20 protein-coding genes and 1 pseudogene are annotated in these 23,465 nt (G+C 59.5%); 11 read left to right on the forward strand and 10 right to left on the reverse strand.

From position 1 onward, the window contains the following. Window positions 1-3 precede the first annotated feature (3 nt). Complete coding sequence (locus tag ACZ9IM_RS10890) at window positions 4-606, forward strand: LysE/ArgO family amino acid transporter (RefSeq protein WP_476223880.1); 603 nt, start codon at window positions 4-6, stop codon at window positions 604-606. Between the two features lie 176 nt (window positions 607-782). Then, window positions 783-1,379, forward strand: a complete 597-nt coding sequence (locus ACZ9IM_RS10895; protein WP_007898423.1) for a superoxide dismutase — start codon at window positions 783-785, stop codon at window positions 1,377-1,379. 205 nt (window positions 1,380-1,584) lie between these two features. Here ACZ9IM_RS10895 and ACZ9IM_RS10900 read toward each other — a convergent pair. Next, window positions 1,585-1,665, reverse strand: a pseudogene (locus ACZ9IM_RS10900) (DUF6124 family protein); the annotation flags it as partial. A 250-nt stretch (window positions 1,666-1,915) separates the two neighbouring features. Between ACZ9IM_RS10900 and ACZ9IM_RS10905 the strand changes: the two are divergent. From ACZ9IM_RS10905 to ACZ9IM_RS10935, 7 genes are all read left to right on the forward strand, one after another. Next, window positions 1,916-3,964: a putative bifunctional diguanylate cyclase/phosphodiesterase gene (locus ACZ9IM_RS10905; RefSeq protein ID WP_427622948.1), complete on the forward strand. Its 2,049-nt coding sequence runs from the start codon at window positions 1,916-1,918 to the stop codon at window positions 3,962-3,964. A gap of 323 nt (window positions 3,965-4,287) precedes the next feature. Next, a complete protein-coding gene (locus ACZ9IM_RS10910; protein WP_476223881.1) occupies window positions 4,288-5,631 on the forward strand; it encodes an imelysin family protein in 1,344 nt (447 codons plus the stop codon). A gap of 261 nt (window positions 5,632-5,892) precedes the next feature. Further along, on the forward strand, window positions 5,893-7,320 hold the full coding sequence (locus tag ACZ9IM_RS10915) for a di-heme oxidoreductase family protein (protein WP_476223882.1): 1,428 nt from the start codon (window positions 5,893-5,895) through the stop codon (window positions 7,318-7,320). 27 nt (window positions 7,321-7,347) lie between these two features. Next, window positions 7,348-8,412, forward strand: coding sequence for an imelysin family protein (locus ACZ9IM_RS10920; protein WP_427622951.1), 1,065 nt, complete (start codon window positions 7,348-7,350; stop codon window positions 8,410-8,412). Window positions 8,413-8,426: 14 nt separating this feature from the next. Beyond that, window positions 8,427-9,524: a DUF1513 domain-containing protein gene (locus ACZ9IM_RS10925; protein WP_476223883.1), complete on the forward strand. Its 1,098-nt coding sequence runs from the start codon at window positions 8,427-8,429 to the stop codon at window positions 9,522-9,524. 206 nt (window positions 9,525-9,730) lie between these two features. Next, the gene (locus tag ACZ9IM_RS10930) at window positions 9,731-10,879 is read left to right on the forward strand and encodes an efflux RND transporter periplasmic adaptor subunit (RefSeq protein WP_427622953.1); all 1,149 of its coding nucleotides are present in this window, start codon (window positions 9,731-9,733) and stop codon (window positions 10,877-10,879) included. Window positions 10,880-10,892: 13 nt separating this feature from the next. Further along, window positions 10,893-13,919: a multidrug efflux RND transporter permease subunit gene (locus ACZ9IM_RS10935; protein ID WP_476223884.1), complete on the forward strand. Its 3,027-nt coding sequence runs from the start codon at window positions 10,893-10,895 to the stop codon at window positions 13,917-13,919. A 199-nt stretch (window positions 13,920-14,118) separates the two neighbouring features. On the opposite strand, the gene ACZ9IM_RS10940 is transcribed toward ACZ9IM_RS10935, so the two are convergent. From ACZ9IM_RS10940 to colR, 5 genes are all read right to left on the reverse strand, one after another. Then, entirely contained in the window at window positions 14,119-14,346 is a 228-nt protein-coding gene (locus ACZ9IM_RS10940) for a hypothetical protein (RefSeq protein WP_026331876.1), read from the reverse strand. 2 nt (window positions 14,347-14,348) lie between these two features. After that, window positions 14,349-15,062 carry a lipopolysaccharide kinase InaA family protein gene (locus ACZ9IM_RS10945; RefSeq protein WP_427622955.1) on the reverse strand — a complete coding sequence of 238 codons (714 nt, stop codon included), beginning with the start codon at window positions 15,060-15,062 and terminating at the stop codon, window positions 14,349-14,351. Between the two features lie 4 nt (window positions 15,063-15,066). Further along, complete coding sequence (locus tag ACZ9IM_RS10950) at window positions 15,067-15,735, reverse strand: class I SAM-dependent methyltransferase (RefSeq protein ID WP_427622956.1); 669 nt, start codon at window positions 15,733-15,735, stop codon at window positions 15,067-15,069. A 148-nt stretch (window positions 15,736-15,883) separates the two neighbouring features. Next, a complete protein-coding gene (locus ACZ9IM_RS10955; protein WP_427622957.1) occupies window positions 15,884-17,164 on the reverse strand; it encodes a sensor histidine kinase in 1,281 nt (426 codons plus the stop codon). Beyond that, window positions 17,154-17,837, reverse strand: coding sequence for a two-component system response regulator ColR (gene colR, locus ACZ9IM_RS10960; RefSeq protein WP_008069526.1), 684 nt, complete (start codon window positions 17,835-17,837; stop codon window positions 17,154-17,156). Before colR ends, ACZ9IM_RS10955 begins: the two co-directional genes overlap by 11 nt. Window positions 17,838-18,054: 217 nt before the next feature. On the opposite strand from colR, the gene ACZ9IM_RS10965 reads away from it, so the two are divergent. Then, entirely contained in the window at window positions 18,055-18,798 is a 744-nt protein-coding gene (locus tag ACZ9IM_RS10965) for a phosphatase PAP2 family protein (protein ID WP_427622958.1), read from the forward strand. A gap of 95 nt (window positions 18,799-18,893) precedes the next feature. Here the strand turns inward: ACZ9IM_RS10965 and groL are convergent, their stop codons facing one another. The 4 genes from groL to ACZ9IM_RS10985 form a co-directional block, all read right to left on the reverse strand. Next, window positions 18,894-20,537 (reverse strand): chaperonin GroEL, encoded by a 1,644-nt coding sequence (groL, locus tag ACZ9IM_RS10970; RefSeq protein WP_074874047.1) that lies wholly within the window; start codon window positions 20,535-20,537, stop codon window positions 18,894-18,896. A 49-nt stretch (window positions 20,538-20,586) separates the two neighbouring features. Beyond that, complete coding sequence (locus ACZ9IM_RS10975) at window positions 20,587-20,880, reverse strand: co-chaperone GroES (RefSeq protein WP_007898444.1); 294 nt, start codon at window positions 20,878-20,880, stop codon at window positions 20,587-20,589. Between the two features lie 247 nt (window positions 20,881-21,127). Further along, complete coding sequence (locus ACZ9IM_RS10980; protein ID WP_427622959.1) at window positions 21,128-21,604, reverse strand: FxsA family protein; 477 nt, start codon at window positions 21,602-21,604, stop codon at window positions 21,128-21,130. A 66-nt stretch (window positions 21,605-21,670) separates the two neighbouring features. Next, entirely contained in the window at window positions 21,671-22,402 is a 732-nt protein-coding gene (locus tag ACZ9IM_RS10985) for a HugZ family pyridoxamine 5'-phosphate oxidase (RefSeq protein WP_427622960.1), read from the reverse strand. A 169-nt stretch (window positions 22,403-22,571) separates the two neighbouring features. On the opposite strand from ACZ9IM_RS10985, the gene ACZ9IM_RS10990 reads away from it, so the two are divergent. After that, a complete protein-coding gene (locus tag ACZ9IM_RS10990) occupies window positions 22,572-23,330 on the forward strand; it encodes an SDR family oxidoreductase (protein WP_427622961.1) in 759 nt (252 codons plus the stop codon). Window positions 23,331-23,465 lie beyond the last annotated feature (135 nt).

A 23,465-nucleotide genomic window follows, 5' to 3' on the forward strand; every position in this document is an offset into this window, starting at 1 on the left:
CGTATGTGGCAAAGCTATGTGAACGGCCTGTTGGTGGCCGCGGGGCTGATCATGGCGATCGGCACCCAGAATGCGTTTGTGCTGGCGCAGAGCCTTCGGCGTGAACATCACCTGCCGGTAGCGGCGCTCTGCGTGACCTGTGATGCGCTGCTGGTGGCCGCCGGAGTGTTCGGGCTGGCGACGGTGCTGGCGCAAAACCCGACCCTGCTGGCCATCGCCCGTTGGGGTGGCGCGGCGTTTTTACTGTGGTACGGCAGCCTGGCGTTGCGTCGGGCCTGCTCGAAACAAAGCCTGCAACAGGGTGAAAATCAGGCGGTACGCTCACTGCGGGCGGTGCTGCTCAGTGCGTTGGCGGTGACGTTGCTCAACCCGCACGTTTATCTGGACACCGTGTTGCTGATCGGCTCCCTCGGCGCTCAACAAACCGAGCCCGGTGCTTATGTGGTGGGCGCGGCCAGTGCGTCATTGCTGTGGTTTTTCACTTTAGCCCTTGGCGCGGCATGGCTGGCGCCGTGGCTGGCAAGGCCAGGCACCTGGCGAATTCTCGACCTGTTGGTTGCCGTCATGATGTTCACCGTAGCGTTCCAGCTAATCAGCGCCGGATGATTTATTCCAAAAGGCTCTGGAACCTCTATTCCACACAGTTGTTGCGTGGTTATGCCGCACCCCCGGTGCTATGATCCGATCCCTGCGCCGCAAAGAGTACAAACTCCCCGGCGCATGTCTGGCCGCCCGTGATCGGCCTTGCGCCCACCGCAACTGACCTGATTAGGAGAATCATCATGGCTTTCGAATTGCCGCCGCTGCCTTACGCACACGATGCCTTGCAGCCGCACATTTCAGAGGAAACTCTGCAGTATCACCACGACAAGCACCACAACACCTATGTCGTGAACCTGAACAACCTGGTGCCAGGCACCGAGTTCGAAGGCAAGACCCTGGAAGAAATCGTCAAGACTTCCTCGGGCGGTATCTTCAACAACGCCGCTCAGGTCTGGAACCACACGTTCTACTGGAACTGCCTGGCGCCAAACGCCGGCGGTCAACCAACCGGCGCGCTGGCTGATGCCATCAACGCAGCGTTCGGCTCGTTCGACAAGTTCAAGGAAGAGTTCAGCAAAACCTCCATCGGCACCTTCGGTTCCGGTTGGGGCTGGCTGGTGAAAAAGGCTGACGGTTCCCTGGCCCTGGCCAGCACCATCGGCGCCGGCAACCCGCTGACCAGCGGCGACACCCCGCTGCTGACTTGCGACGTCTGGGAACACGCTTACTACATCGACTACCGCAACCTTCGTCCGAAGTACGTCGAAGCGTTCTGGAACCTGGTCAACTGGAAGTTCGTGGCTGAGCAGTTCGAAGGCAAAACCTTCACCGCTTAAGCTTCGCGCCAGTCAAAAAACCCGGCTTTTGCCGGGTTTTTTTGTGGGCTCGGGAACCTGGCATGCTTGATAAGAATCTGGAGCCTGCCAGGCCGCCTTCGCGAGCAAGCCCGCTCCCACAGGGGTTCATCGTTGCTCACAAATTCCATGTACGACACAAGTCAACTGTGGGAGCGGGCTTGCTCGCGAAGAACGATAACGCGGTCTACGCCGGATCAACGTTATCCAGCGCCCGATTCACCGCCAGCTCCGTCAGCATGATGACCTGCTGAATCACAACACAAGTGGCATTCGCCCTCTTGCCCCCACATCACAGCCGTCTAACATCAATCACAAGGAAAAATTGTCCCGTTCCCCTCAAGTTGAGGGCCTCAACAACCGACACAGTGCTAATAGGGCAAATACTCCAAACAACAGACTATCGGCCAAGCTACCGGCAAAATCCCCTGGGTTGGATTGTCCCTTTGACTGACCTCACGGGATTGCCAATACTCATGGCAACTTGACGCTACCCGCACGGAACAAGGAATAACCCTTTGAAGCTGGAACTCAAGAACAGCTTGTCGGTGAAGTTACTCCGGGTCGTGCTCCTGTCGGCATTGATCGTCGGCGTGGTCTTGAGCTGCGCGCAGATCGTTTTCGATGCCTATAAAACACGTCAGGCCGTAGCCAGCGATGCCCAGCGCATCCTCGATATGTTCCGTGACCCTTCGACCCAGGCCGTCTACAGCCTGGACCGGGAAATGGGCATGCAGGTGATCGAGGGCCTGTTTCAGGACGACGCCGTGCGCATGGCCTCCATCGGCCACCCTCACGAAGCCATGCTCGCGCAAAAAACCCGTGAATTGCAGCACTCCAACAGCCGCTGGCTGACCGATCTGATCCTCGGCAAGGAACGCACCTTCACCACCCAACTGGTGGGCCGCGGGCCCTACAGCGAATACTACGGCGACCTGAGCATTACCCTCGACACTGCCACCTACGGCAAGGGCTTCATTGTCAGCTCGGTGATCATCTTCATCTCTGGCGTATTGCGCGCCATGGCCATGGCCCTGGTGCTGTATCTGGTCTATCACTGGCTGCTGACCAAACCGCTGTCGCGGATTATCGAACACCTGACCGAAATCAACCCGGACCGGCCCAGCGCCCACAAGATTCCCCAGCTCAAGGGTCATGAAAAGAACGAGTTGGGCGTGTGGATCAACACCGCCAACCAGTTGCTCGAATCCATCGAGCGCAACACCCACCTGCGCCACGAAGCGGAAAACAGCCTGCTGCGCATGGCCCAGTACGACTTCCTCACCGGTTTGCCGAACCGCCAGCAATTGCAGCAACAACTGGACAAGATCCTCGTCGACGCCGGTAAATTGCAGCGTCGGGTCGCGGTGCTGTGTGTCGGGCTCGATGATTTCAAAGGCATCAACGAACAGTTCAGCTATCAGGCCGGCGACCAATTGCTGCTGGCCCTGGCCGATCGACTGCGGGCCCATAGCGGTCGCCTCGGCGCCCTCGCCCGTTTGGGGGGCGACCAGTTCGCATTGGTCCAGGCCGACATCGAACAACCCTACGAAGCCGCCGAACTGGCGCAAAGCATTCTTGACGATCTGGAAGCGGCGTTCGCCCTCGATCATCAGCAAATTCGCCTGCGCGCCACCATCGGCATCACCCTGTTCCCCGAGGACGGTGACAGCACCGAAAAGTTGCTGCAAAAAGCCGAGCAGACCATGACCCTGGCCAAGACGCGCTCGCGCAACCGCTATCAGTTCTATATCGCCAGCGTCGACACCGAAATGCGTCGGCGCCGCGAGCTGGAAAAAGACTTGCGCGATGCCTTGATCCGCGACCAGTTCTACCTCGTTTATCAACCGCAGATCAGCTACCGCGATCATCGCGTGGTGGGCGTCGAGGCGTTGATTCGCTGGCAACATCCCGAACACGGGCTGGTGCCGCCGGACCTGTTCATTCCGCTGGCCGAGCAGAACGGCACCATCATCGCCATCGGCGAATGGGTGCTGGATCAGGCCTGCAAACAATTGCGCGAATGGCACGATCAGGGTTTCGACCTGCGCATGGCGGTGAACCTGTCCACCGTGCAATTGCACCACGCCGAGTTGCCGCGGGTGGTCAATAACCTGCTGCAGATGTATCGCCTGCCACCGCGCAGCCTGGAACTGGAAGTCACCGAAACCGGCCTGATGGAAGACATCAGCACCGCCGCCCAGCACTTGTTGAGCCTGCGTCGCTCCGGAGCGCTGATCGCCATCGACGACTTCGGCACCGGTTATTCATCACTGAGTTATCTGAAAAGCCTGCCGCTGGACAAGATCAAAATCGACAAGAGCTTCGTTCAGGACCTGCTCGATGACGACGACGATGCGACCATCGTTCGCGCCATCATCCAGCTGGGCAAGAGCCTGGGCATGCAGGTGATCGCCGAGGGCGTGGAAACCGCGGAGCAAGAGGCCTACATCATCTCCGAAGGCTGCCACGAAGGTCAGGGCTATCACTACAGCAAACCGCTGCCGGCACGGGAATTGAGCGCCTACCTCAAGCAAGCCCAGCGCAGTAACGCAGCCATCCTCTGAAACAGCCTTTGAAGGAACTGGCTAAGCCCTGTGGCGAGGGAGCTTGCTCCCGTTCGGCTGCGCAGCAGTCGCAATCAGGTGGACGCGATACTTCTGGCAGAACCGGGTTGCAGAATTTGGGACAGCTTCGCCGTCCAGCGGGAGCAAGCTCCCTCGCCACAGGGCTGCGCCAGCTGCTATAGATCATGTTCCTGGCATTCAGCCGCGCGAATAAGAAATATTTACAGGAACAACCCTTTACACATAATGCGAAAGATTTGCATTATGTCGCAGTTTTGCGCGCCCCTCGCGCGTCCATCAATCACCGAAGCAGGATGTTCGCCATGATTCGTATGCCTCTGGCTACCGCCAGTCTGCTGGCCATCGCTATTTCCCTCGCCGGTTGCGGCGAAGGCAAAGACAAGGCTGCCGCTCCACAAGCGCCGACCCCGGCCGCCAGCACCGCTGCCCCGGCTGCGCCTGCTGCTACCGGTAAAGTCGATGAAGCCGCCGCCAAGGCTGTGGTTGCGCACTACGCCGACATCGTCTTCGCCGTTTACAGCGATGCCGAATCCACCGCGAAAACCCTGCAAACCGCCGTCGACGCATTCCTCGCCAAGCCAAACGCCGATACGCTGAAAGCCGCCAAGGCTGCCTGGGTCGCGGCCCGCGTGCCTTACCTGCAGAGCGAAGTGTTCCGCTTCGGCAACACCATCATCGACGACTGGGAAGGTCAAGTGAACGCCTGGCCACTGGACGAAGGCCTGATCGACTACGTCGACAAATCCTACGAACACGCACTGGGTAACCCGGGCGCCACCGCCAACATCATCGCCAACACTAAAGTTCAGGTCGGCGAAGACAAGGTCGACGTGAAAGACATCACCCCGGAAAAACTCGCCAGCCTGAACGAGCTGGGTGGTTCCGAGGCCAACGTCGCCACCGGCTACCACGCCATCGAATTCCTGCTCTGGGGCCAGGACCTGAACGGCACCGGCCCTGGCGCCGGCAACCGTCCGGCTACCGACTACCTGGAAGGCAAAGGCGCTACCGGCGGTCACAACGATCGTCGTCGCGCTTACCTGAAATCCGTGACCCAATTGCTGGTCAACGACCTGCAAGAAATGGTCGGTAACTGGAAGCCGAACGTGGCCGACAACTACCGCGCCACCCTGGAAGCGGAACCGGCTGAAACCGGTCTGCGCAAAATGCTGTTCGGCATGGGCAGCCTGTCCTTGGGCGAACTGGCGGGCGAGCGCATGAAGGTTTCCCTGGAAGCCAACTCCCCGGAAGACGAACAGGATTGCTTCAGCGACAACACCCACAACTCGCACTTCTACGACGCCAAAGGCGTGCGTAACGTGTACCTGGGCGAATACACCCGCGTCGATGGCAGCAAAATGACCGGCGCCAGCCTGTCGTCGCTGGTCGCCAAAGCCGACCCGGCAGCCGACACCGCGCTGAAAGCCGACTTGGCCGCCACCGAAGCCAAGCTTCAGGTCATGGTCGATCACGCCAACAAGAGTGAGCACTACGACCAACTGATCGCTGCCGGTAACACCGCTGGCAACCAGATCGTGCGCGACGCCATCGCCTCGCTGGTCAAGCAGACCGGTTCGATCGAAGCCGCCGCTGGCAAACTGGGCATCAGCGACCTGAACCCGGACAACGCTGATCACGAGTTCTGATCAACGCTGGCTGAGTGAATACAAAGGCGACCTTCGGGTCGCCTTTTTCGCCGATCGTTCCCACGCTCTGCGTGGGAATGCCTCAACGGACGCTCCGCGTTCGGCTGTTGATGTGACGCAGAGCGTCACGGGCTGCATTCCCACGCAGAGCGTGGGAACGATCAGTTGCCTCAGATCAACCAAACGATAATTCCTCTTATTCAAACTCCCCTGCCCTGTTAGACTTTGCGCCCTTGTTTTGCTCGTCTTGCAGGATGTCCGATGCCCTCGCTGCCTCTTCGCTTGTCCGCTCTGTTGCTGGCCCTGGGCCTGAGTGCCTGCGATGACGCCCCGCGTTTCACCCAGGCCGAACCCGGTGAAGCCCGCTCCGGCGGCAGCGCAACGGTGCGCAAGACCGATCAGAACGCATTCTCCCTGCCGTCCGCCAATCTGCCGCCGTCACGGCGTGTGGATTTCAGCGTCGGCAACAGTTTCTTTCGCAGCCCTTGGGTGATTGCCCCATCGACCACCACCGCCCGCGATGGCCTTGGCCCGTTGTTCAATACCAACGCCTGCCAGAACTGCCACATCAAGGACGGGCGCGGTCACCCGCCCGCGCCCGATGCACCGAATGCGGTGTCGATGCTGGTTCGCCTGTCGATTCCTGATACGCCGGCTTATGCCAAAGTCATCGAACAATTGGGCGTGGTGCCAGAGCCTGTCTACGGCGGGCAGTTCCAGGACATGTCGGTGCCCGGCGTCGTTCCGGAAGGCAAGGTGCGCGTCGATTACACAGCGGTCCCGGTGCGGTTCAAGGACGGCAGCGAAATCGAGTTGCGTAAGCCGACCTTGCAGATGACCCAGCTCGGCTACGGCCCGATGCACCCCGACACGCGTTTCTCGGCGCGCATCGCACCGCCGATGATTGGCCTGGGCTTGCTTGAGGCGATCCCCGACGAGGCCATCCTGGCTAACGCCGAGGCCCAGGCTCGGGAGAAGAACGGCATCGCCGGACGACCGAATCGGGTCTGGGATGACGCGAAGCAGAAAACCGTCCTCGGGCGATTTGGCTGGAAGGCCGGGCAACCGAACCTCAATCAACAAAACGTTCACGCGTTCTCTGGTGATATGGGCCTCACGACCAGCCTGAGACCCGTTGATGACTGCACCGATGCGCAAACCGCTTGCAAGCAGGCGCCCAACGGCAATGGCCCGGATGGCGAGCCGGAAGTCAGCGATAACATCCTGCGTCTGGTGCTGTTCTATAGCCGTAACCTCGCGGTGCCGGCCCGACGCGATGTCGGCACGCCGCAAGTGCTGGCCGGCAAGAATCTGTTTTTCCAGGCGGGATGCCAGTCCTGCCATACCCCGAAATACACCACCGCCGCCAACGCCGCGGAACCTGAATTGGCCAATCAAGTGATTCGCCCTTACAGCGACCTGCTGCTGCATGACATGGGCGACGGCCTGGCTGACAACCGCACCGAGTTCCAGGCCAGCGGCCGCGACTGGCGCACCCCGCCGTTGTGGGGCATCGGCCTGACACAAACGGTCAGCGGCCACACCCAGTTTTTGCATGACGGCCGCGCCCGCAACCTGCTTGAAGCCGTGCTCTGGCATGGCGGCGAGGCACAGGCGGCGCAGCAACAGGTTTTGTCTTTCAATGCCGAGCAGCGTGCGGCGTTGCTGGCGTTTTTGAATTCCCTTTAATACGTTTTCCTTCAGCGGGAGCCCGACATGTTCCGTCCCAAATTGTTGTTCACCAGCCTTGCCGCCCTCGCCCTGGGCGCCTGTTCCCCCCAGGATCCACAAGCGGTCACGTCGGCGGCCATCGCCAAGCAAGTCATCCTGCCGACCTACAGCCGCTGGGTCGAAGCCGACCGTCAATTGGCGGTCAGCGCCTTGGCGTTCTGTCAAGGCAAGGAAAACCTCGAAACCGCCCGCGCCGACTTCCTGCACGCGCAGAAAGCCTGGGCCGAGTTGCAACCGCTGCTGATCGGGCCGTTGGCCGAGGGCAACCGTTCGTGGCAGGTGCAGTTCTGGCCGGACAAGAAAAACCTCGTTGGCCGTCAGGTCGAGCAACTGGTGACCGCGCAGCCGCAGATCGATGCCGCCGCCCTGACCAAGTCCAGCGTAGTGGTTCAGGGGCTCTCGGCCTATGAATACATTCTGTTCGACAGCAAGATCGACATGGCCGACAGCGCTCAGAAAGCCAAATACTGCCCACTGTTGACTGCCATTGGCGAACGTCAGAAGCAACTGGCCGAAGAGATCCTGTCGCGCTGGAACACCAACGACGGCATGCTCGCGCAGATGAGCAAATTCCCGAACCAGCGCTACGCCGACTCCCACGAGGCGATCGCCGATCTGCTGCGCGTGCAAGTGACGGCGCTGGACACCCTGAAGAAAAAACTCGGCACGCCGATGGGCCGTCAGAGCAAGGGCACGCCCCAGCCGTTCCAGGCCGATGCCTGGCGCAGCCAATCGTCGCTGCAAGGCCTGCAAGCGAGCCTGAGCGCGGCGCAAACGGTCTGGGTCGGTGTCGACAACAAAGGCCTGCGCGGTCTGTTGCCGAGCGAGCAGAAACCCTTGGCCGACAAGATCGACGCGGCCTACGCAGCGTCCCTGAAGCTGTTCGCCAGCAACCAGCGCTCGCTGACCGACATGCTCACCGACGATGCCGGGCGCCAGCAGCTCAACGCCATCTACGACAGCCTCAACGTTGTCCATCGCCTGCACGAAGGCGAACTGGCCAAGGCGCTGGGCATCCAACTGGGCTTCAACGCCAACGACGGTGACTGATGAGGGCAAGTGCCATGCTGCGACGCCAGGCTCTGACGTTAGGGAGTTTGCTGCTGGGTGCGGTGACACTGGGCGGCTGGACGCTGTTCAAGCAAAAGGACAAAAGCCCGCTGTTGCTCTCGGCGCGGGACGACGGTGACGGCAAGCATTACGCCGTCGGTTATCGGCTGGATGGCACCCGGGTGTTTGCCACCCAGGTCGGCCAGCGGTGCCACGACATCATCAACCACCCGACGCTGCCGATAGCACTGTTCGTCGCTCGGCGTCCGGGCACCGAGAGTTACCTGATCGACCTGCGCGACGGCACGCTGCTGCAAACCGTGGTCTCGCAGCCGAACCGGCACTTCTACGGTCACGCAGTGATTCACCAGAGCGGCGACTGGCTGTACGCCACCGAGAACGACACCTCCGATCCGGGCCGAGGTCTGCTCGGTGTGTATAAATTCGAAGGTGAGCGGCTGGTGCACAGTGGCGAGCTTTCCACCCACGGTGTCGGCCCGCATCAGGTGTCGTGGATGCCCGATGGCGAGACGCTGATTGTGGCCAACGGCGGCATTCGCACCGAGGCCGAAAGTCGGGTCGAGATGAACCTCAACGCGATGGAGCCGAGCCTGGTTTTAATGCAGCGCGATGGCACTTTGTTGAGCAAGGAAACACTGGCTCAGCAAATGAACAGCGTGCGGCACTTGGGCGTCGCCAGCGATGGCACCATCGTCGCCGGCCAGCAGTTCATGGGCGCTGCCCACGAGTCATCGGAGCTGCTGGCGATCAAGCGTCCCGGCCAACCGTTCGTGGCGTTCCCGGTCCCCGAGGATCAGTTGCAGGCCATGGGGCATTACACCGCCAGCGTCGCCGTACACAGCGAACTGCGTCTGGTCGCCCTGACTGCGCCGCGGGGCAACCGCTTTTTTATCTGGGACCTGGACAGTGGTGAAGTACGCCTGGATGCGCCACTTCCCGATTGCGCCGGCGTCGGCGCCGTGGCCGATGGTTTCGTCGTGACCTCCGGTCAAGGACGCTGCCGCTACTACGATTGCCGCCAGACAACCCTGGTTGCAAAACCTCTGGAGTTACCTGCGGGGCTCTGGGACAACCATCTGCATCTGATCTGATCTCACCCGCCCTTGCAGGAGCGAAGCTTGCTCGCGAAAGCGATGTATCAGTCGGTATTTCCGCTGACTGACACACCGCTTTCGCGAGCAAGCTTCGCTCCTACAGGTTTTGTGCTCGCTTGTAAAAAGTGGCAGTTGGATTCACTGCCACACTCGGAGTAATGTTCCCGCCTGTCTCACCTGATTTTCTCCAAGGAAATGGAAATATGCTGCGTCGCCGCATGCTGATCATGTTGGGTGTTGTCCTGCTAATCGTGCTGGTCCTGGCCGGTTACAAAGCCTTCTCCATCTACACGATGATGCAGGGCTTCTCCGTGCCGAAACCACCGATAAGTGTCGCCGTGGCCACCGCCACCGAACGTCCGTGGCAAAGCCGTTTGCCAACGGTCGGCACCCTCACGGCGCTGCAAGGGGTCGACCTGAGCCTGGAGATCGCCGGCACCGTCAAGGAGGTGCAGTTCGAGTCGGGGCAGAAGGTCAAGGCCGGTCAGCCGATCCTGCAACTCGACACCGCCGTAGAAACGGCCCTGCTGGCAACCGCTCAAGCCGACCTGGGACTGGCGCAACTGGATTACGGTCGCGGCAGCCAATTGGTGGGCAGCCAGGCCATTTCCAAAGGCGAGTTCGACCGACTCTCGGCGGTGTTGCAAAAAAGTCGTGCCACGGTCAATCAGCTCAAGGCGGCACTGGAGAGAAAACGCATCCTCGCCCCGTTCAGCGGCACCATCGGCATTCGTCAGGTAGACGTCGGCGACTACGTGGCCAGCGGCACGATGATCGCCACCCTGCAAGACATCAGCAGCCTCTACGTCGACTTCTTTGTGCCCGAACAATCGGTGCCGAAAATCGCCCTCGGCCAACCGGTACAAGTCATTGTCTCAGCCTACCCGACAGAGAGTTTCCCCGGCACTATCAGTGCGATCAACCCGAAGGTCGAGAGCAGCACCCGCAACGTGCTGGTGCGCGCAACCCTGGCCAACCCCGATGACAAACTGCTGCCGGGGATGTTCGCCAGCCTGCAGGTGATGTTGCCCGATCCGCAGCCACGCATCGTCGTGCCGGAAAGCGCGATCAGCTACACCCTTTATGGCAACTCGCTGTACGTCGTCGCGCAGAAAAAGGCCGAAGACGGCAGCCTCGAAAAAGACGACAAGGGCGAGCCGATCCTGATCGCCGAGCGGCGCTTCATCGAAACCGGCGAACGCCGCGACGGGATGGTCATGATCACCAAAGGCGTGCAGAACGGCGAAAAAGTGGTCACGGGGGGCCAGATCAAACTGGACCACGGCGCACACATTGCCATTAGCGACGACAAGACCCTAGCCGAGAAGAGCAGTCAGCCGCACGCTGACTGATCAAGGAATCCCCATGGCTTTTACCGACCCGTTCATCCGCCGCCCGGTGCTCGCCACCGTGGTCAGCCTGTTGATTGTGCTGCTGGGCTTCCAGGCCTGGAGCAAATTGCCGCTGCGCCAATACCCGCAAATGGAAAACGCCCTGATCACGGTGACCACCGCTTATCCCGGGGCTAACGCCGAAACCATCCAGGGTTACATCACCCAACCGATGCAGCAGAGCCTGGCCAGCGCCGAAGGCATCGACTACATGACGTCGGTCAGTCGCCAGAACTTCTCGGTGATCTCGATCTACGCACGCATTGGCGCCAACAGCGATCGCTTGTTCACCGAGCTGCTGGCCAAGGCCAACGAGGTCAAAAACCAGCTACCTCAGGACGCCGAAGACCCGGTGCTGAGCAAGGAAGCCGCCGACGCTTCGGCGCTGATGTACATCAGCTTCTTCAGCGACGAACTGAGTAATCCGCAGATCACCGATTACCTGTCACGGGTTATCCAGCCGAAACTGGCGACCCTGCCGGGCATGGCCGAAGCCGAGATTCTTGGCAACCAGGTATTCGCCATGCGCCTGTGGCTGGACCCGGTGAAACTCGCCGGTCACGGCCTGAGCGCCAGCGATGTGACCAACGCCGTGCGCCAGTACAACTTCCTCTCCGCCGCCGGCGAAGTGAAAGGCGAGTATGTAGTCACCAGCATCAACGCCAACACCGAACTCAAATCCGCCGAAGCCTTCGGCGCGATTCCGCTCAAGGTCGATGGCGACAGCCGCGTGCTGTTACGGGACGTGGCGCGGGTCGAGATGGGCGCGGAGAACTACAACACCATCAGCTCTTTTGGCGGCACCCCCTCGGTGTACATCGGTATCAAGGCTACCCCAGGCGCCAACCCGCTGGATGTGATCAGGGAAGTGCGCAAGATCATGCCGGAGCTGGAAGCCCAGCTGCCGCCGAACCTGAAAGGTGAAATCGCCTACGACGCCACGCTGTTCATTCAAGCGTCTATCGACGAAGTGGTGAAAACCCTGTTCGAAGCGGTGCTGATCGTGATCGTGGTGGTGTTCCTGTTTCTCGGCGCCTTGCGCTCGGTGGTGATCCCGGTGGTCACCATTCCGCTGTCGATGATCGGCGTGATGTTCTTCATGCAGATGATGGGCTACTCGATCAACCTGCTGACCCTGCTGGCGATGGTATTGGCCATCGGGCTGGTGGTGGACGATGCCATCGTGGTGGTGGAAAACATCCACCGGCATATCGAAGAAGGCAAGACGCCGCTGGACGCGGCTATCGAGGGTGCCCGGGAAATCGCCATGCCGGTGGTGTCGATGACCATCACCCTGGCGGCGGTCTATGCGCCGATCGGCTTCCTGACAGGTCTGACGGGGGCGCTGTTCAAGGAATTCGCCCTGACCCTGGCCGGGGCGGTGGTGATCTCCGGCGTCGTTGCCCTGACGCTGTCGCCGATGATGTGCGCCCTGCTGCTGCGCCACGATGAAAACCCTACCGGCCTGGCCCATCGCCTGGACGTGATCTTCGAAGGCCTCAAGCGTCGTTACCAGAGTGTGCTTCATGGCACCCTCAACACCCGGCCAGTGGTACTGGTGTTCGCGGTGATCGTGCTGTGCCTGATTCCGGTCCTGCTCAAATTCACCCAGTCGGAACTGGCGCCGGACGAGGACCAGGGCGTCATCTTCATGATGGCCAGTGCCCCGCAGCCGGCCAACCTCGACTACCTGAACACCTACACCGACGAGTTCCTCGCGATTTTCAAGGAGTTCCCCGAGTACTACTCCTCGTTCCAGATCAACGGCTTCAACGGCGTGCAATCGGGGATCGGCGGCTTCCTGCTCAAACCCTGGAACGAACGCGACCGGACCCAGATGCAGATCCTCCCCGAGGTCCAAAGCAAGCTGGAGAGCATCCCCGGGTTACAAATCTTCGGCTTCAACCTGCCTTCCCTGCCGGGTACCGGTGAAGGCTTGCCGTTTCAATTCGTGATCAACTCGGCCAACACCTACGAGTCATTGCTGGAAGTGACGGACCGGGTGAAAAAAAGGGCGATGGAGTCCGGCAAATTCGCCTTCGTCGACGTCGACCTGGCCTTCGACAAACCCGAAGTCGTGGTGGATATCGATCGCGCCAAGGCTGCACAAATGGGTGTGTCGATGCAGGACCTGGGCGGCACCCTCGCAACGTTGCTGGGTGAGGCGGAGATCAACCGTTTCACTATCGAAGGCCGCAGCTACAAAGTCATTGCGCAGGTGGAGCGACCTTTTCGCGATAACCCCGACTGGCTGAACCACTATTACGTCAAGAACACCAAGGGCGAATTGCTGCCCCTGTCGACCCTGATCACCGTGACCGACCGGGCTCGGCCGCGCCAGTTGAACCAGTTCCAGCAACTCAATTCGGCAATTCTTTCCGGGGTCCCGCTGGTCAGCATGGGTGAAGCCATCGACACCGTGCGCCAGATCGCTCGAGAAGAAGCTCCGGCAGGTTACGCCGTCGACTATGCCGGCGCATCACGGCAATACGTTCAGGAAGGCAGCGCGCTATGGGTCACCTTCGCCCTGGCGCTGGCGATCATCTTCCTGGTGCTGGCAGCCCAGTTCGAAAGTTTCCGCGACCCACTGGTGATTCTGGTCACCGTGCCGCTGTCGATCTGTGGCGCGTTGATCCCGCTGTTCCTTGGCTGGTCGAGCATGAACATCTATACCCAGGTGGGATTGGTGACGTTGATCGGGCTGATCAGCAAGCACGGGATCCTGATCGTCGAGTTCGCCAACCAGTTGCGCAAGGAGAAGGGCCTGTCGCCTCGCGAGGCGGTGGAGGAAGCGGCGGCCATTCGCCTGCGTCCGGTGTTGATGACCACGGCGGCGATGGTGTTCGGCATGGTGCCGTTGATCATCGCCACGGGCGCGGGGGCAGTCAGCCGGTTCGACATCGGCACGGTGATCGCGACGGGGATGTCGATCGGGACGCTGTTCACGTTGTTTGTGTTGCCGTGCATCTACACGTTGCTGGCCAAGCCCGATAAACCTTGACGTCAAAAGATCGCAGCCTTCGGCAGCTCCTACATGATCGTTCCCACGCTCTGCGTGGGAATGCAGCCCGGGACGCTCCGCGTCCCATCAAAAGCCGAACGCGGAGCATCCGTGGAGACATTCCCACGCAGAGCGTGGGAACGATCGGCACAAAAAAGGCCTCGCAACTGCGAGGCCTTTTATTTGGGCTTCAATCTGTTCAACTCTGTGGCCTCAGTCCCTGAGAAAGTCCGAACATGAACAGTAACAAGTCATGATCGGGTTGAGTGGCCACGGGTGCTTTGGCAACCCGGGGCAACGGACAATGCGCGTCACCGTGCACGGAGCTGAGGACTTGCGTGCGGGGTTGCTCCCAGGCCGCCACCGCCAATGAAGCAACTGCCAAGGCTCCGGCTAAAAACAAACCTCGTGCAATTTCGAGTTTCATTGTTATAAGCCTTTGATAGCGCTGCCAAACGCCGTCTCATAAAAATAGACGAGTTTTTTCCAGTCCGTATCGCTGAACGACGAGTGGCGACGCAGTTGCTTCAGGTCATGGGCCGCCGCTTGATGGGGAGTCAAGCGCTGCCGACATTTTTCCAGATCGATCAACGCCACTTCGACCTTGGCTGACTCGCCTTCGCCGGTGACCCTCACGAATACATGCTTGATGTAGATACAGCCGTGTTGCCAACGGCCCTTGTGCATGCGGGCCAGGTTATCGGCCAGATCCTTCAACACGCGATCGTGCACCGCCTCACCATAACGCTCGCGACCGCCACCCGCGTACCAGTGTTGGATTTCCCCGAAGCCATCCAGGGACTTGGTAACCAGCAATGCGCGCCATTTGTGCACGGGATCGCGCTGCGCCCCGCAGAAAACGATTTCCGGAACACGAACGTTGAGCAGACGCAGGCCAATGAGCGCATCGCGCTCGCGCAACACCGTCGGTCGGCCGAACGGGTGTAACGCACTGCGATAGATATGCCCGGTTTGACGCTTGGTGTAGAGCAACTGTCCATCACTGCCCCTAACGCGCTGCACGCCACTTTCGCCACCGCGACGGACGTTGGGTTCTTCTACCCATTCACCGCGCAGGTTCCAGAAGTAGTCGAAGCGGTCCTGAGAAGCCACTTCTGTTTGTGCTGCCCATTGCATTGCCATCTTGTTACCTCTTGCGTAATACGTATACCCGCCACAGGGCATAGAACGGTAAAAAATCCAGATGTTCCTGGATCCGAAAACCTGCCTGCTCGAATTCCTTTTCAACCGTGGCGGCCGGTAACACAAATCGATTCTGGTAACCCTCCTGACTACGTCGTTTCTCCGCGCGCTTGCGTTTCCAGGCCTTGAAATTGCCGTCCACCCACAACGAAACAATCACGCTGTCACGGGTGACTCGTTCGAATTCGCGCAGGATGGCCAGTCGATGCTCGGCTTCACCGATGTGATGAAGCAAGCGCATGCAGAAAATGCTGTCGACGGCGTTATCGGGCAAGGCAATGTCGAATGCAGAAGTGTGCAAGGGTTGTACCCGTTTCACCACGTCGGCGGGTTGCGCCTGCATGGCAGTCTTCAACATGGACTCCGAGTTGTCGGCCCCGATGATGACGCGGTTGTGTTTTTCCGCCAGCAGCGGCCAGAAACGCCCCGCGCCGCACGGTAAATCGAGGACCAATCCTGGCTCACCGGCCAGCGTCAGCGCTTTTCGCGCCAATTGTTCGTCACGCCAATGGGACAGTCGGCGGCTGGGACCGTCCTGATGCTTGCGCAAATATTTCTGGGCGTGTTGATCGTCGTACTTTTCGGAAAAATCGAGTTTGATCGGACCAGCCATCACTGCAGTCTCCTGAACTTCTGATGACCACCACCTTAGGTAGCGTCGTGTCAGTGTCAGGTCGTGCCTTTGTGAAAAAATTGTCATGTAAAACCCGGAATTATTTCAGGGTTTTACAGGGCCAATTCAGGATCTTTTCGTTTTTCCTTCAGATCAAAGACGGACTCAAATCCACCTGAAAGCGGCAACCATTGGGTTCCATATTGGTCAGGCTGACGTTCCAGCCCTGGTTCTCGCAAATCCGTTGCACCAGCGATAGCCCTAACCCGAGGCCCTCGCCGCGTTTCTCGTTGCCGCGCACGAAAGGCTCGAACATCGCCTCGCGTTTTTCCTCGGGAATGCCTACGCCACTGTCCTCGACCACGAACCCCGTGTCCGTCAGGGCGAGGAGGATGTAGCCGTGCTCGGTGTAATGCAGCGCATTACGCAACAGGTTGCCCATCACCGCATGCAAAAGCGTTGCGTTATAGCGGGTGTCCGGCGGATTTTCCGGCTCGAAGTTCAGTGTCAGGCCCTTGGCTTCGATCGGCTCGCGCCATTGAGAAAGTAGCCCGTCGGCCACTTGGCTAAGGGTCTGCTGGGGAGCCATGCTGGCGTCTTCATGTTGAGCGCGAGCCAGCATGAGGAAGGTTTGCACCAGCTCGCGCATCTCGGCACACGCACGGGCAATTCGCTCCACCTGAGCACGGCCGCGCTGATCGATACCAGGGTTTTCCAGCAAAAGTTCACAGGAACTGGCCAACACCATCAACGGCGTGCGCAGCTCGTGGCTGACGTCACTGGTGAACAATCGCTCACGGGTCAATGCTTGACGCAAACGCCCAAGGGTGGCGTCGAAGGCCACGGCCAGCTCGCCCACTTCATCAGCGGCATAGTCCGGCGCCAGTGGCGGCGCCAGCCCTAGCAGTTGATCGCGATGACGCACCTGACGGGCCAGTCGCACCACTGGCGCCATGACCTTGCGTGCCAGCACCCAGCCCAGAAATACCGCCAATGCCAGGCTCAGTACGAAACCCACCAGCACCACGGCAAACAGCACCCGCTCACGCTCTTCGAAATCGCTCTGGTCCTGCATCAGCACGTAACGCCGACCGTCAACGACTTCGACCATCGCGTGATATGACAGCTGCTCGCGAAAGACTTCATGAAAGCCTGAGTCCAGGTGCCGCAAATCCTTGGGTAATTCGAAGTCGCCCGGGCCGCCGCTGAAATAGAACAGTTGGTCCGGCTCGGGGCGGTGGCTCCAGTCCGACACGCTGTCCATCAGCAACAGACGTTGCAAATCGCCGCCCAGACCTGCCGAAATCAGTTTCTCTTCCACCAGGTGCACGGTCGCCACAATGCCCATGGCGAAGGCTCCCGCCACCAGCGCGCTCATCAACGCAAAGGCAATGATGATCCGTTGCGCAAGGCTCTGTTTAAACTCCATCACGGCCCTCGGCCAAGCGATAACCGACGCCATGCACCGTGTGCAGCAAGGGCTTGTCGAACGGCTTGTCGATCACCTGACGCAGTTGATGGACGTGGCTGCGCAGGCTGTCGCTGTCCGGACAGTCATCGCCCCACAGGGCTTCTTCGAGAACTTCGCGGCGTAATACATGGGGGCTTTTCTGCATCAACACGGCCAGCAACTTCAGGCCCACCGGGTTGAGTTTCAGCAGACGGCCTTCGCGCGTGACTTCCAGGGTATCCAGGTCGTAGCTCAGATCACCGACTTGCAAGGCACGGCGACCGCCCCCTTGGGCGCGGCGCATGACCGCCTCGATCCGCGCGGCGAGTTCGGACAGGGCAAAGGGTTTGATCAAATAGTCGTCTGCACCGGATTTGAAGCCTTGCAAACGGTCATCCAGTTGATCACGGGCAGTGAGCATGATCACTGGCGTGTCGCGGCGGGCGTCTTCGCGCAGACGTTTGCACAGGGTGTAACCGTCGATGCCAGGCAGCATGATGTCGAGCACGATCAAATCGTAATGCTCGGTGGCCGCCAGGTGCAGGCCCGACAAACCGTCCTGCGCGCAATCCACGGTGTAACCCTTGAGCCCCAGATAATCGGCCAGATTGGCCAGGATATCGCGGTTGTCTTCAACCAATAGAATTCGCATCGGCACCTCCTCCGTACACAGTAACGGCTGTCTTGGCGCGCAGCTTAAGGCCAAGTGTGGCTCAGGGATAGGGTGGCGTGCAGGGGTAAATCCGACAAAAAAAACCTGAAACGGCCTTAACAAGTTTTTCACCATCGATTCACAAGCTGACGACAGAGGCGTGTTCAGACTCCCGCGGTTGTGCTCTTCAGAACATTTCACCCACCAAGGAATTGCCATGGCTTCGACCGCTGCCCGCCCCGCTTCCAGGCCACTGAATGCCTGGCTATGCCTGGGAGTGCCCGCCATTGCGGCGATCACCCTGCTGTTGCTCGAACTGACGTCCCTGGACATGGACCTTGCCAAGCTGTTCTATGACCCGGTCGCCGGGGCGTTCATCGGGCGACACAGTTACTTCCTGGAAGACATCCTGCATGACCGGGCCAAGCAAGTGGTCATCGCCTTCTCGGTGTTCGCCATCCTGGGCTTCATCGGCGCCTTTTTCATGGACAGGCTCAAACCGTTCAAACGTGAACTGGGTTGCCTGGTGTTGTCTCTGGCACTGGCAACCTCGTTTGTCACCCCGGTCAAAGCGGTGACGGCGGTGCAATGCCCATGGAGCCTGGAGCAATTCGGCGGGCACGAAACCTACAGCGAACTGCTCAGCCCTCGCCCGCATACCGACAAGCCGGGCCGCTGCTGGCCTGGTGGTCATGCGGCGACCGGTTTCACTTTGTTTGCGCTGTTCTTCGTGTTGCGCGACCGTCGACCGAGGCTGGCGCGCAAAGCGTTCGTCCTGGCCTTTGCGTTGGGTTCGGTGTTTTCCATCAGCCGGATGATGCAGGGCGCGCACTTCTTTTCGCACAACGTGTGGACGGCGATTTTCTGCTGGTTGATTTGTCTGGGGGCGTATTACTACATTCTTTATCAACCAGTTCCCAAGGTTGAGCGGGAGAGTGAGGCAGAACCGGTCAGCGCCTGAAGGCTGCGATCTTTTGAGGTTGATCTTATGAAGGGCAATAAAAAACCCCGCCTGCTCAACGCAGGCGGGGTTTTTATGTACGGGGTAAGGCTGGCTTACATCATGCCGCCCATGCCGCCCATACCGCCCATGTCTGGCATGCCGCCGCCAGCTGGTGCGTCGTCCTTGATCTCAGCGATCATGGCTTCGGTGGTGATCATCAGGCTGGCAATCGACGAAGCCGCTTGCAGAGCCGAACGAGTCACTTTAGCCGGGTCCAGGATACCCATTTCGATCATGTCGCCGTATTCGCCGGTAGCAGCGTTGTAACCGTAGTTACCCGAACCCTGCTTGACCTTGTCGACAACTACGCTTGGCTCGTCACCGGAGTTGGCAACGATCTGACGCAGTGGCGCTTCAACAGCGCGACGCAGCAACTGGATGCCAACGTTCTGGTCATCGTTGTCGCCTTTCAGCTCGGAGATAGCCTGCAGAGCGCGAACCAGTGCCACGCCGCCGCCAGGTACCACGCCTTCTTCAACGGCTGCACGGGTAGCGTGCAGGGCGTCTTCAACGCGGGCTTTCTTCTCTTTCATTTCAACTTCGGAACCGGCGCCAACCTTGATCACCGCAACGCCGCCGGACAGTTTGGCCAGGCGCTCTTGCAGTTTTTCACGGTCGTAATCGGACGAAGTGTCAGCCACTTGCTGACGGATCTGCAGAACGCGAGCCTGGATGTCAGCCTCAACGCCGGCACCGTCGATCACGGTGGTGTTTTCTTTGGACAGGATCACGCGCTTGGCATTACCCAGGTGTTCCAGGGTAGTACTTTCCAGGCTCAGGCCGATCTCTTCGGAGATAACGGTACCGCCAGTCAGAACAGCGATGTCCTGCAGCATGGCCTTGCGACGGTCGCCGAAGCCTGGAGCCTTGACGGCTGCGACTTTAACGATGCCACGCATGTTGTTCACAACCAGAGTCGCCAGGGCTTCGCCTTCAACGTCTTCGGCAACGATCAGCAGTGGACGGCCGGCTTTGGCAACGGCTTCCAGTACTGGCAGCATTTCGCGGATGTTCGAGATCTTTTTGTCGACCAGCAGGATCAGCGGACCGTCCAGCTCGGCAGTCATGGTCTCTGGCTTGTTGACGAAGTACGGGGACAGGTAGCCACGGTCGAACTGCATGCCTTCAACAACCGACAGTTCGTTTTCCAGGCCCGAGCCTTCTTCAACGGTGATCACGCCTTCTTTACCGACTTTTTCCATGGCTTCGGCAATGATGTCGCCGATGGAGCTGTCGGAGTTGGCCGAGATGGTGCCGACCTGAGCGATGGCCTTGGTGTCAGCGCAAGGCTTGGACAGGGCTTTGAGCTCTTTGACGATGGCGATGGTCGCTTTGTCGATACCGCGCTTCAAGTCCATCGGGTTCATGCCGGCAGCGACGGCTTTCAGGCCTTCGTTGACGATCGACTGAGCCAGAACGGTAGCGGTGGTGGTGCCGTCGCCTGCGTCATCGTTGGCACGGGAGGCAACGTCTTTGACCAGCTGCGCGCCCATGTTTTCGAAGCGATCTTTCAGCTCGATTTCTTTGGCAACGGAAACGCCGTCCTTGGTGATGGTCGGAGCGCCGAAGCTCTTCTCGATGATCACGTTACGGCCTTTAGGGCCCAGGGTCGCTTTTACTGCGTCAGCCAGGACGTTGACACCGGCGAGCATTTTCTTGCGGGCGGAATCGCCGAATTTAACTTCTTTAGCAGCCATGATCGATATTCCTTAAATACTTTGTAGTAGCGGGAAAATGAGCGGGGAATCAGCCTTCGATTACTGCGAGGATTTCGCTCTCGCCAATTACCAGCAGGTCTTCGCCGTCAACTTTCACAGTGTTGCTGCCGGAGTAAGGGCCGAACACAACCTTGTCACCCACTTTCACGGCCAGCGCACGCACTTCACCGTTGTCCAGTGCTTTGCCTGGGCCTACAGCGAGGACTTCACCCTGGTTTGGCTTTTCAGCAGCCGAACCTGGCAGGACGATACCGCCAGCGGTTTTCTTTTCTTCTTCGCTGCGACGGACGACGACGCGGTCATGCAGAGGACGAAGCTTCATTGTCGATCTCTCCTAATTGTGGTTTTCATCGGCCGGTGTAGTCCCGGCGGGTTTAACAAATCCGGCGGCGCCGGGTGCGGTTCGTCAAGCGAACCGCGGAAGTCTGTCTGGCGCAATTGCCAGAAACCTTGCGGTGACCGTTACATAAGGGCGTACAAGCTTATTTCAAGGGCGGGGAGCGAAAAATTTTTATCTCAATGCCCTGGAAATGAACACGACACCCGAAGGTGCCGTGTCGATGGAAGGGTTACTTGGAATCGCGGTGTTCGAACTCGCCTTCGATCACGTTCGGCTCACGGCCCAGTGGCTGCCGCGGAGCAGGACCGCCCCGTGGCTGAAGGTCATCGGCGAACGCACGCTGACGCATCGCTTGTTCCTCGGCGCGCAGACGCATTTTGTTCGCCAGCAGCCGACGAGAGATCGGCAGCAACATGATCAGGCCCAGCACGTCGGTGACGAAGCCCGGCAGGATCAACAGACCGCCCGCCAGGGCCAGCATCAGGCCTTCGAGCATGGTCTGGGCCGGCAGCTCACCGCGGTTCAGGCTTTCACGGGCGCGCAGCGCAGTAGCAAGACCGGCGACACGCAGCACGAACACGCCGAGCATCGAGCCGAGAATGATCAGCAGCAGGGCCGGGAAAAACCCGATCGCCCCGCTGACCTTGACGAATACGAACAGCTCCAACACCGGGAACAGTACAAAGAGCAACAAAAAAGGGCGCATCAAATGGTTCCTCAACGCAAGAATGCCTTGCCAGTTTTCCTTAGATGACGTCGCCGTTTCGTGAATTCAAGCGTCGGCCACTTCATTTTTCGGCCAATGCTCGGCGTGAGCCAGGAAAACCAAGGCTTCCCGGACTTGTGTCGGCGTATTACAGGGCGTTTGAAACGGTAGCCAGTAAAGTCCCTGACCAATGCGCAAGTGCATGCCTTCTGAGTCAATACCGGTCAATTGCGCCGGGGTGGTTTTCGGCAGCCCTGCCAGGTCTACGTAGTGGGCGATGGCTTTGGCGTGATCGGCATTCATGTGCTCGACCATACTCACTTCGGCTTTGCCGGCGAACGGGTTGGCTAGGGTCAACTGATCGATCCAGTGGATCGCGCCGAAGCCGCCAATGTAGCGGTGACGTACCTCTTTGAGCACCCAGAAATCGAAATCATGGGCCTTGTGATAGTTCTGCGAATCGGGGAAATAGCGGTAGTAACGCTCGGCGGCCGCCTCGATAGCAGCGGGATCTTGAAGCTTTTCTGCCTCGGCGAGGTAAGTCAGGCGACCAACGGCTTGTACGTCTTCGGCTTCACGCTCACCCACCAGCAGCGAACATTTCGGATCTTTCTGCAGGTTGTGAGTGTGCTGAGCGATGCGGCTAATAAGGATCAGCGGTCGGCCCTGCTCATCCAGGCAGTAGGGAACCACGGAGCCAAACGGGAAACCGGGCATCGCTTTGGAGTGCGTCGAGAGCACTCCACGGTATTCCTTGAGAAGCAATTCTCGGGCATGCTTAGCCACTACAACGCTCAATTTATGACTCCTTATATAGAATCCGTCAAAAAAACGGACAGGCGCCTGGGTAAAGTTCCAGCACGCCATAGGGGCAGTTCTCATGTGCAGCCAGGCCATATCAGGCTCAGATCGAGAGGCCCTCTAGAATAGAAGGAAAACCACTCCGAACTGCTATGGGGCTATGCGAATGCAACTCACTGACAAAGTAATCATTATCACCGGCGGTTGCCAGGGTTTAGGCCGCTCCATGGCCGAGTACCTTGCAGGCAAAGGCGCGAAGCTGGCACTGGTGGACCTGAATCAGGAAAAACTCGATGCTGCCGTCGCGGCTTGCAAAGCCAAGGGTGTCGAGGCCCGCGCCTACCTGTGCAACGTCGCCGATGAAGAGCAGGTGACCCATATGGCCGCTCAGGTGGCCGACGATTTCGGCGCGATCCATGGCCTGATCAACAATGCCGGCATTCTGCGCGATGGCCTGCTGCTGAAGGTCAAGGATGGCGAAATGACCAAGATGAGCCTGGCCCAATGGCAGGCAGTCATCGACGTCAATCTGACCGGTGTGTTCCTGTGCACCCGTGAAGTCGCGGCAAAAATGATCGAGCTGCAAAACAGCGGCGCGATCATCAATATCTCGTCGATTTCGCGCGCCGGCAACGTTGGCCAGACCAACTACTCCGCCGCCAAGGCCGGTGTCGCTGCGGCGACCGTGACCTGGGCCAAGGAACTGGCGCGCTACGGCATTCGCGTGGCGGGCATTGCGCCGGGTTTCATCGAAACCGAGATGACCCTGAGCATGAAACCGGAAGCGCTGGAGAAAATGACGTCCGGGATTCCGCTCAAGCGCATGGGCAAACCCGAAGAGATTGCCCAGTCGGCCGCCTACATTTTCGAGAACGACTACTACACCGGTCGGATTCTGGAATTGGATGGCGGGTTGCGGATTTAAAGCAAGATCAAAAGATCGCAGCCTCGCTTCGCTCGACAGCTCCTACAGGTGTAAGCGTATGCCTGTTGGGGGTGTGGTGCGCAGAGAGGGTGGGATGGGTTGAGCGCTTGTAAGGGCGGTGTCGGTTATGTGAGG

It is taken from the genome of Pseudomonas sp. TE12508 (assembly GCF_056279485.1).

What these genes read in the sequence shown, in the direction of transcription:
- ACZ9IM_RS10890 (WP_476223880.1), top strand. Translation starts at nt 4, where the DNA reads ATGTGGCAAAGCTATGTGAACGGCCTGTTGGTGGCCGCGGGGCTGATC.
- ACZ9IM_RS10895 (WP_007898423.1), top strand. Translation starts at nt 783, where the DNA reads ATGGCTTTCGAATTGCCGCCGCTGCCTTACGCACACGATGCCTTGCAG.
- ACZ9IM_RS10910 (WP_476223881.1), top strand. Translation starts at nt 4,288, where the DNA reads ATGATTCGTATGCCTCTGGCTACCGCCAGTCTGCTGGCCATCGCTATT.
- ACZ9IM_RS10915 (WP_476223882.1), top strand. Translation starts at nt 5,893, where the DNA reads ATGCCCTCGCTGCCTCTTCGCTTGTCCGCTCTGTTGCTGGCCCTGGGC.
- ACZ9IM_RS10920 (WP_427622951.1), top strand. Translation starts at nt 7,348, where the DNA reads ATGTTCCGTCCCAAATTGTTGTTCACCAGCCTTGCCGCCCTCGCCCTG.
- ACZ9IM_RS10925 (WP_476223883.1), top strand. Translation starts at nt 8,427, where the DNA reads ATGCTGCGACGCCAGGCTCTGACGTTAGGGAGTTTGCTGCTGGGTGCG.
- ACZ9IM_RS10930 (WP_427622953.1), top strand. Translation starts at nt 9,731, where the DNA reads ATGCTGCGTCGCCGCATGCTGATCATGTTGGGTGTTGTCCTGCTAATC.
- ACZ9IM_RS10935 (WP_476223884.1), top strand. Translation starts at nt 10,893, where the DNA reads ATGGCTTTTACCGACCCGTTCATCCGCCGCCCGGTGCTCGCCACCGTG.
- ACZ9IM_RS10940 (WP_026331876.1), bottom strand. Translation starts at nt 14,346, where the DNA reads ATGAAACTCGAAATTGCACGAGGTTTGTTTTTAGCCGGAGCCTTGGCA.
- ACZ9IM_RS10945 (WP_427622955.1), bottom strand. Translation starts at nt 15,062, where the DNA reads ATGGCAATGCAATGGGCAGCACAAACAGAAGTGGCTTCTCAGGACCGC.
- ACZ9IM_RS10950 (WP_427622956.1), bottom strand. Translation starts at nt 15,735, where the DNA reads ATGGCTGGTCCGATCAAACTCGATTTTTCCGAAAAGTACGACGATCAA.
- ACZ9IM_RS10955 (WP_427622957.1), bottom strand. Translation starts at nt 17,164, where the DNA reads ATGGAGTTTAAACAGAGCCTTGCGCAACGGATCATCATTGCCTTTGCG.
- colR (WP_008069526.1), bottom strand. Translation starts at nt 17,837, where the DNA reads ATGCGAATTCTATTGGTTGAAGACAACCGCGATATCCTGGCCAATCTG.
- ACZ9IM_RS10965 (WP_427622958.1), top strand. Translation starts at nt 18,055, where the DNA reads ATGGCTTCGACCGCTGCCCGCCCCGCTTCCAGGCCACTGAATGCCTGG.
- groL (WP_074874047.1), bottom strand. Translation starts at nt 20,537, where the DNA reads ATGGCTGCTAAAGAAGTTAAATTCGGCGATTCCGCCCGCAAGAAAATG.
- ACZ9IM_RS10975 (WP_007898444.1), bottom strand. Translation starts at nt 20,880, where the DNA reads ATGAAGCTTCGTCCTCTGCATGACCGCGTCGTCGTCCGTCGCAGCGAA.
- ACZ9IM_RS10980 (WP_427622959.1), bottom strand. Translation starts at nt 21,604, where the DNA reads ATGCGCCCTTTTTTGTTGCTCTTTGTACTGTTCCCGGTGTTGGAGCTG.
- ACZ9IM_RS10990 (WP_427622961.1), top strand. Translation starts at nt 22,572, where the DNA reads ATGCAACTCACTGACAAAGTAATCATTATCACCGGCGGTTGCCAGGGT.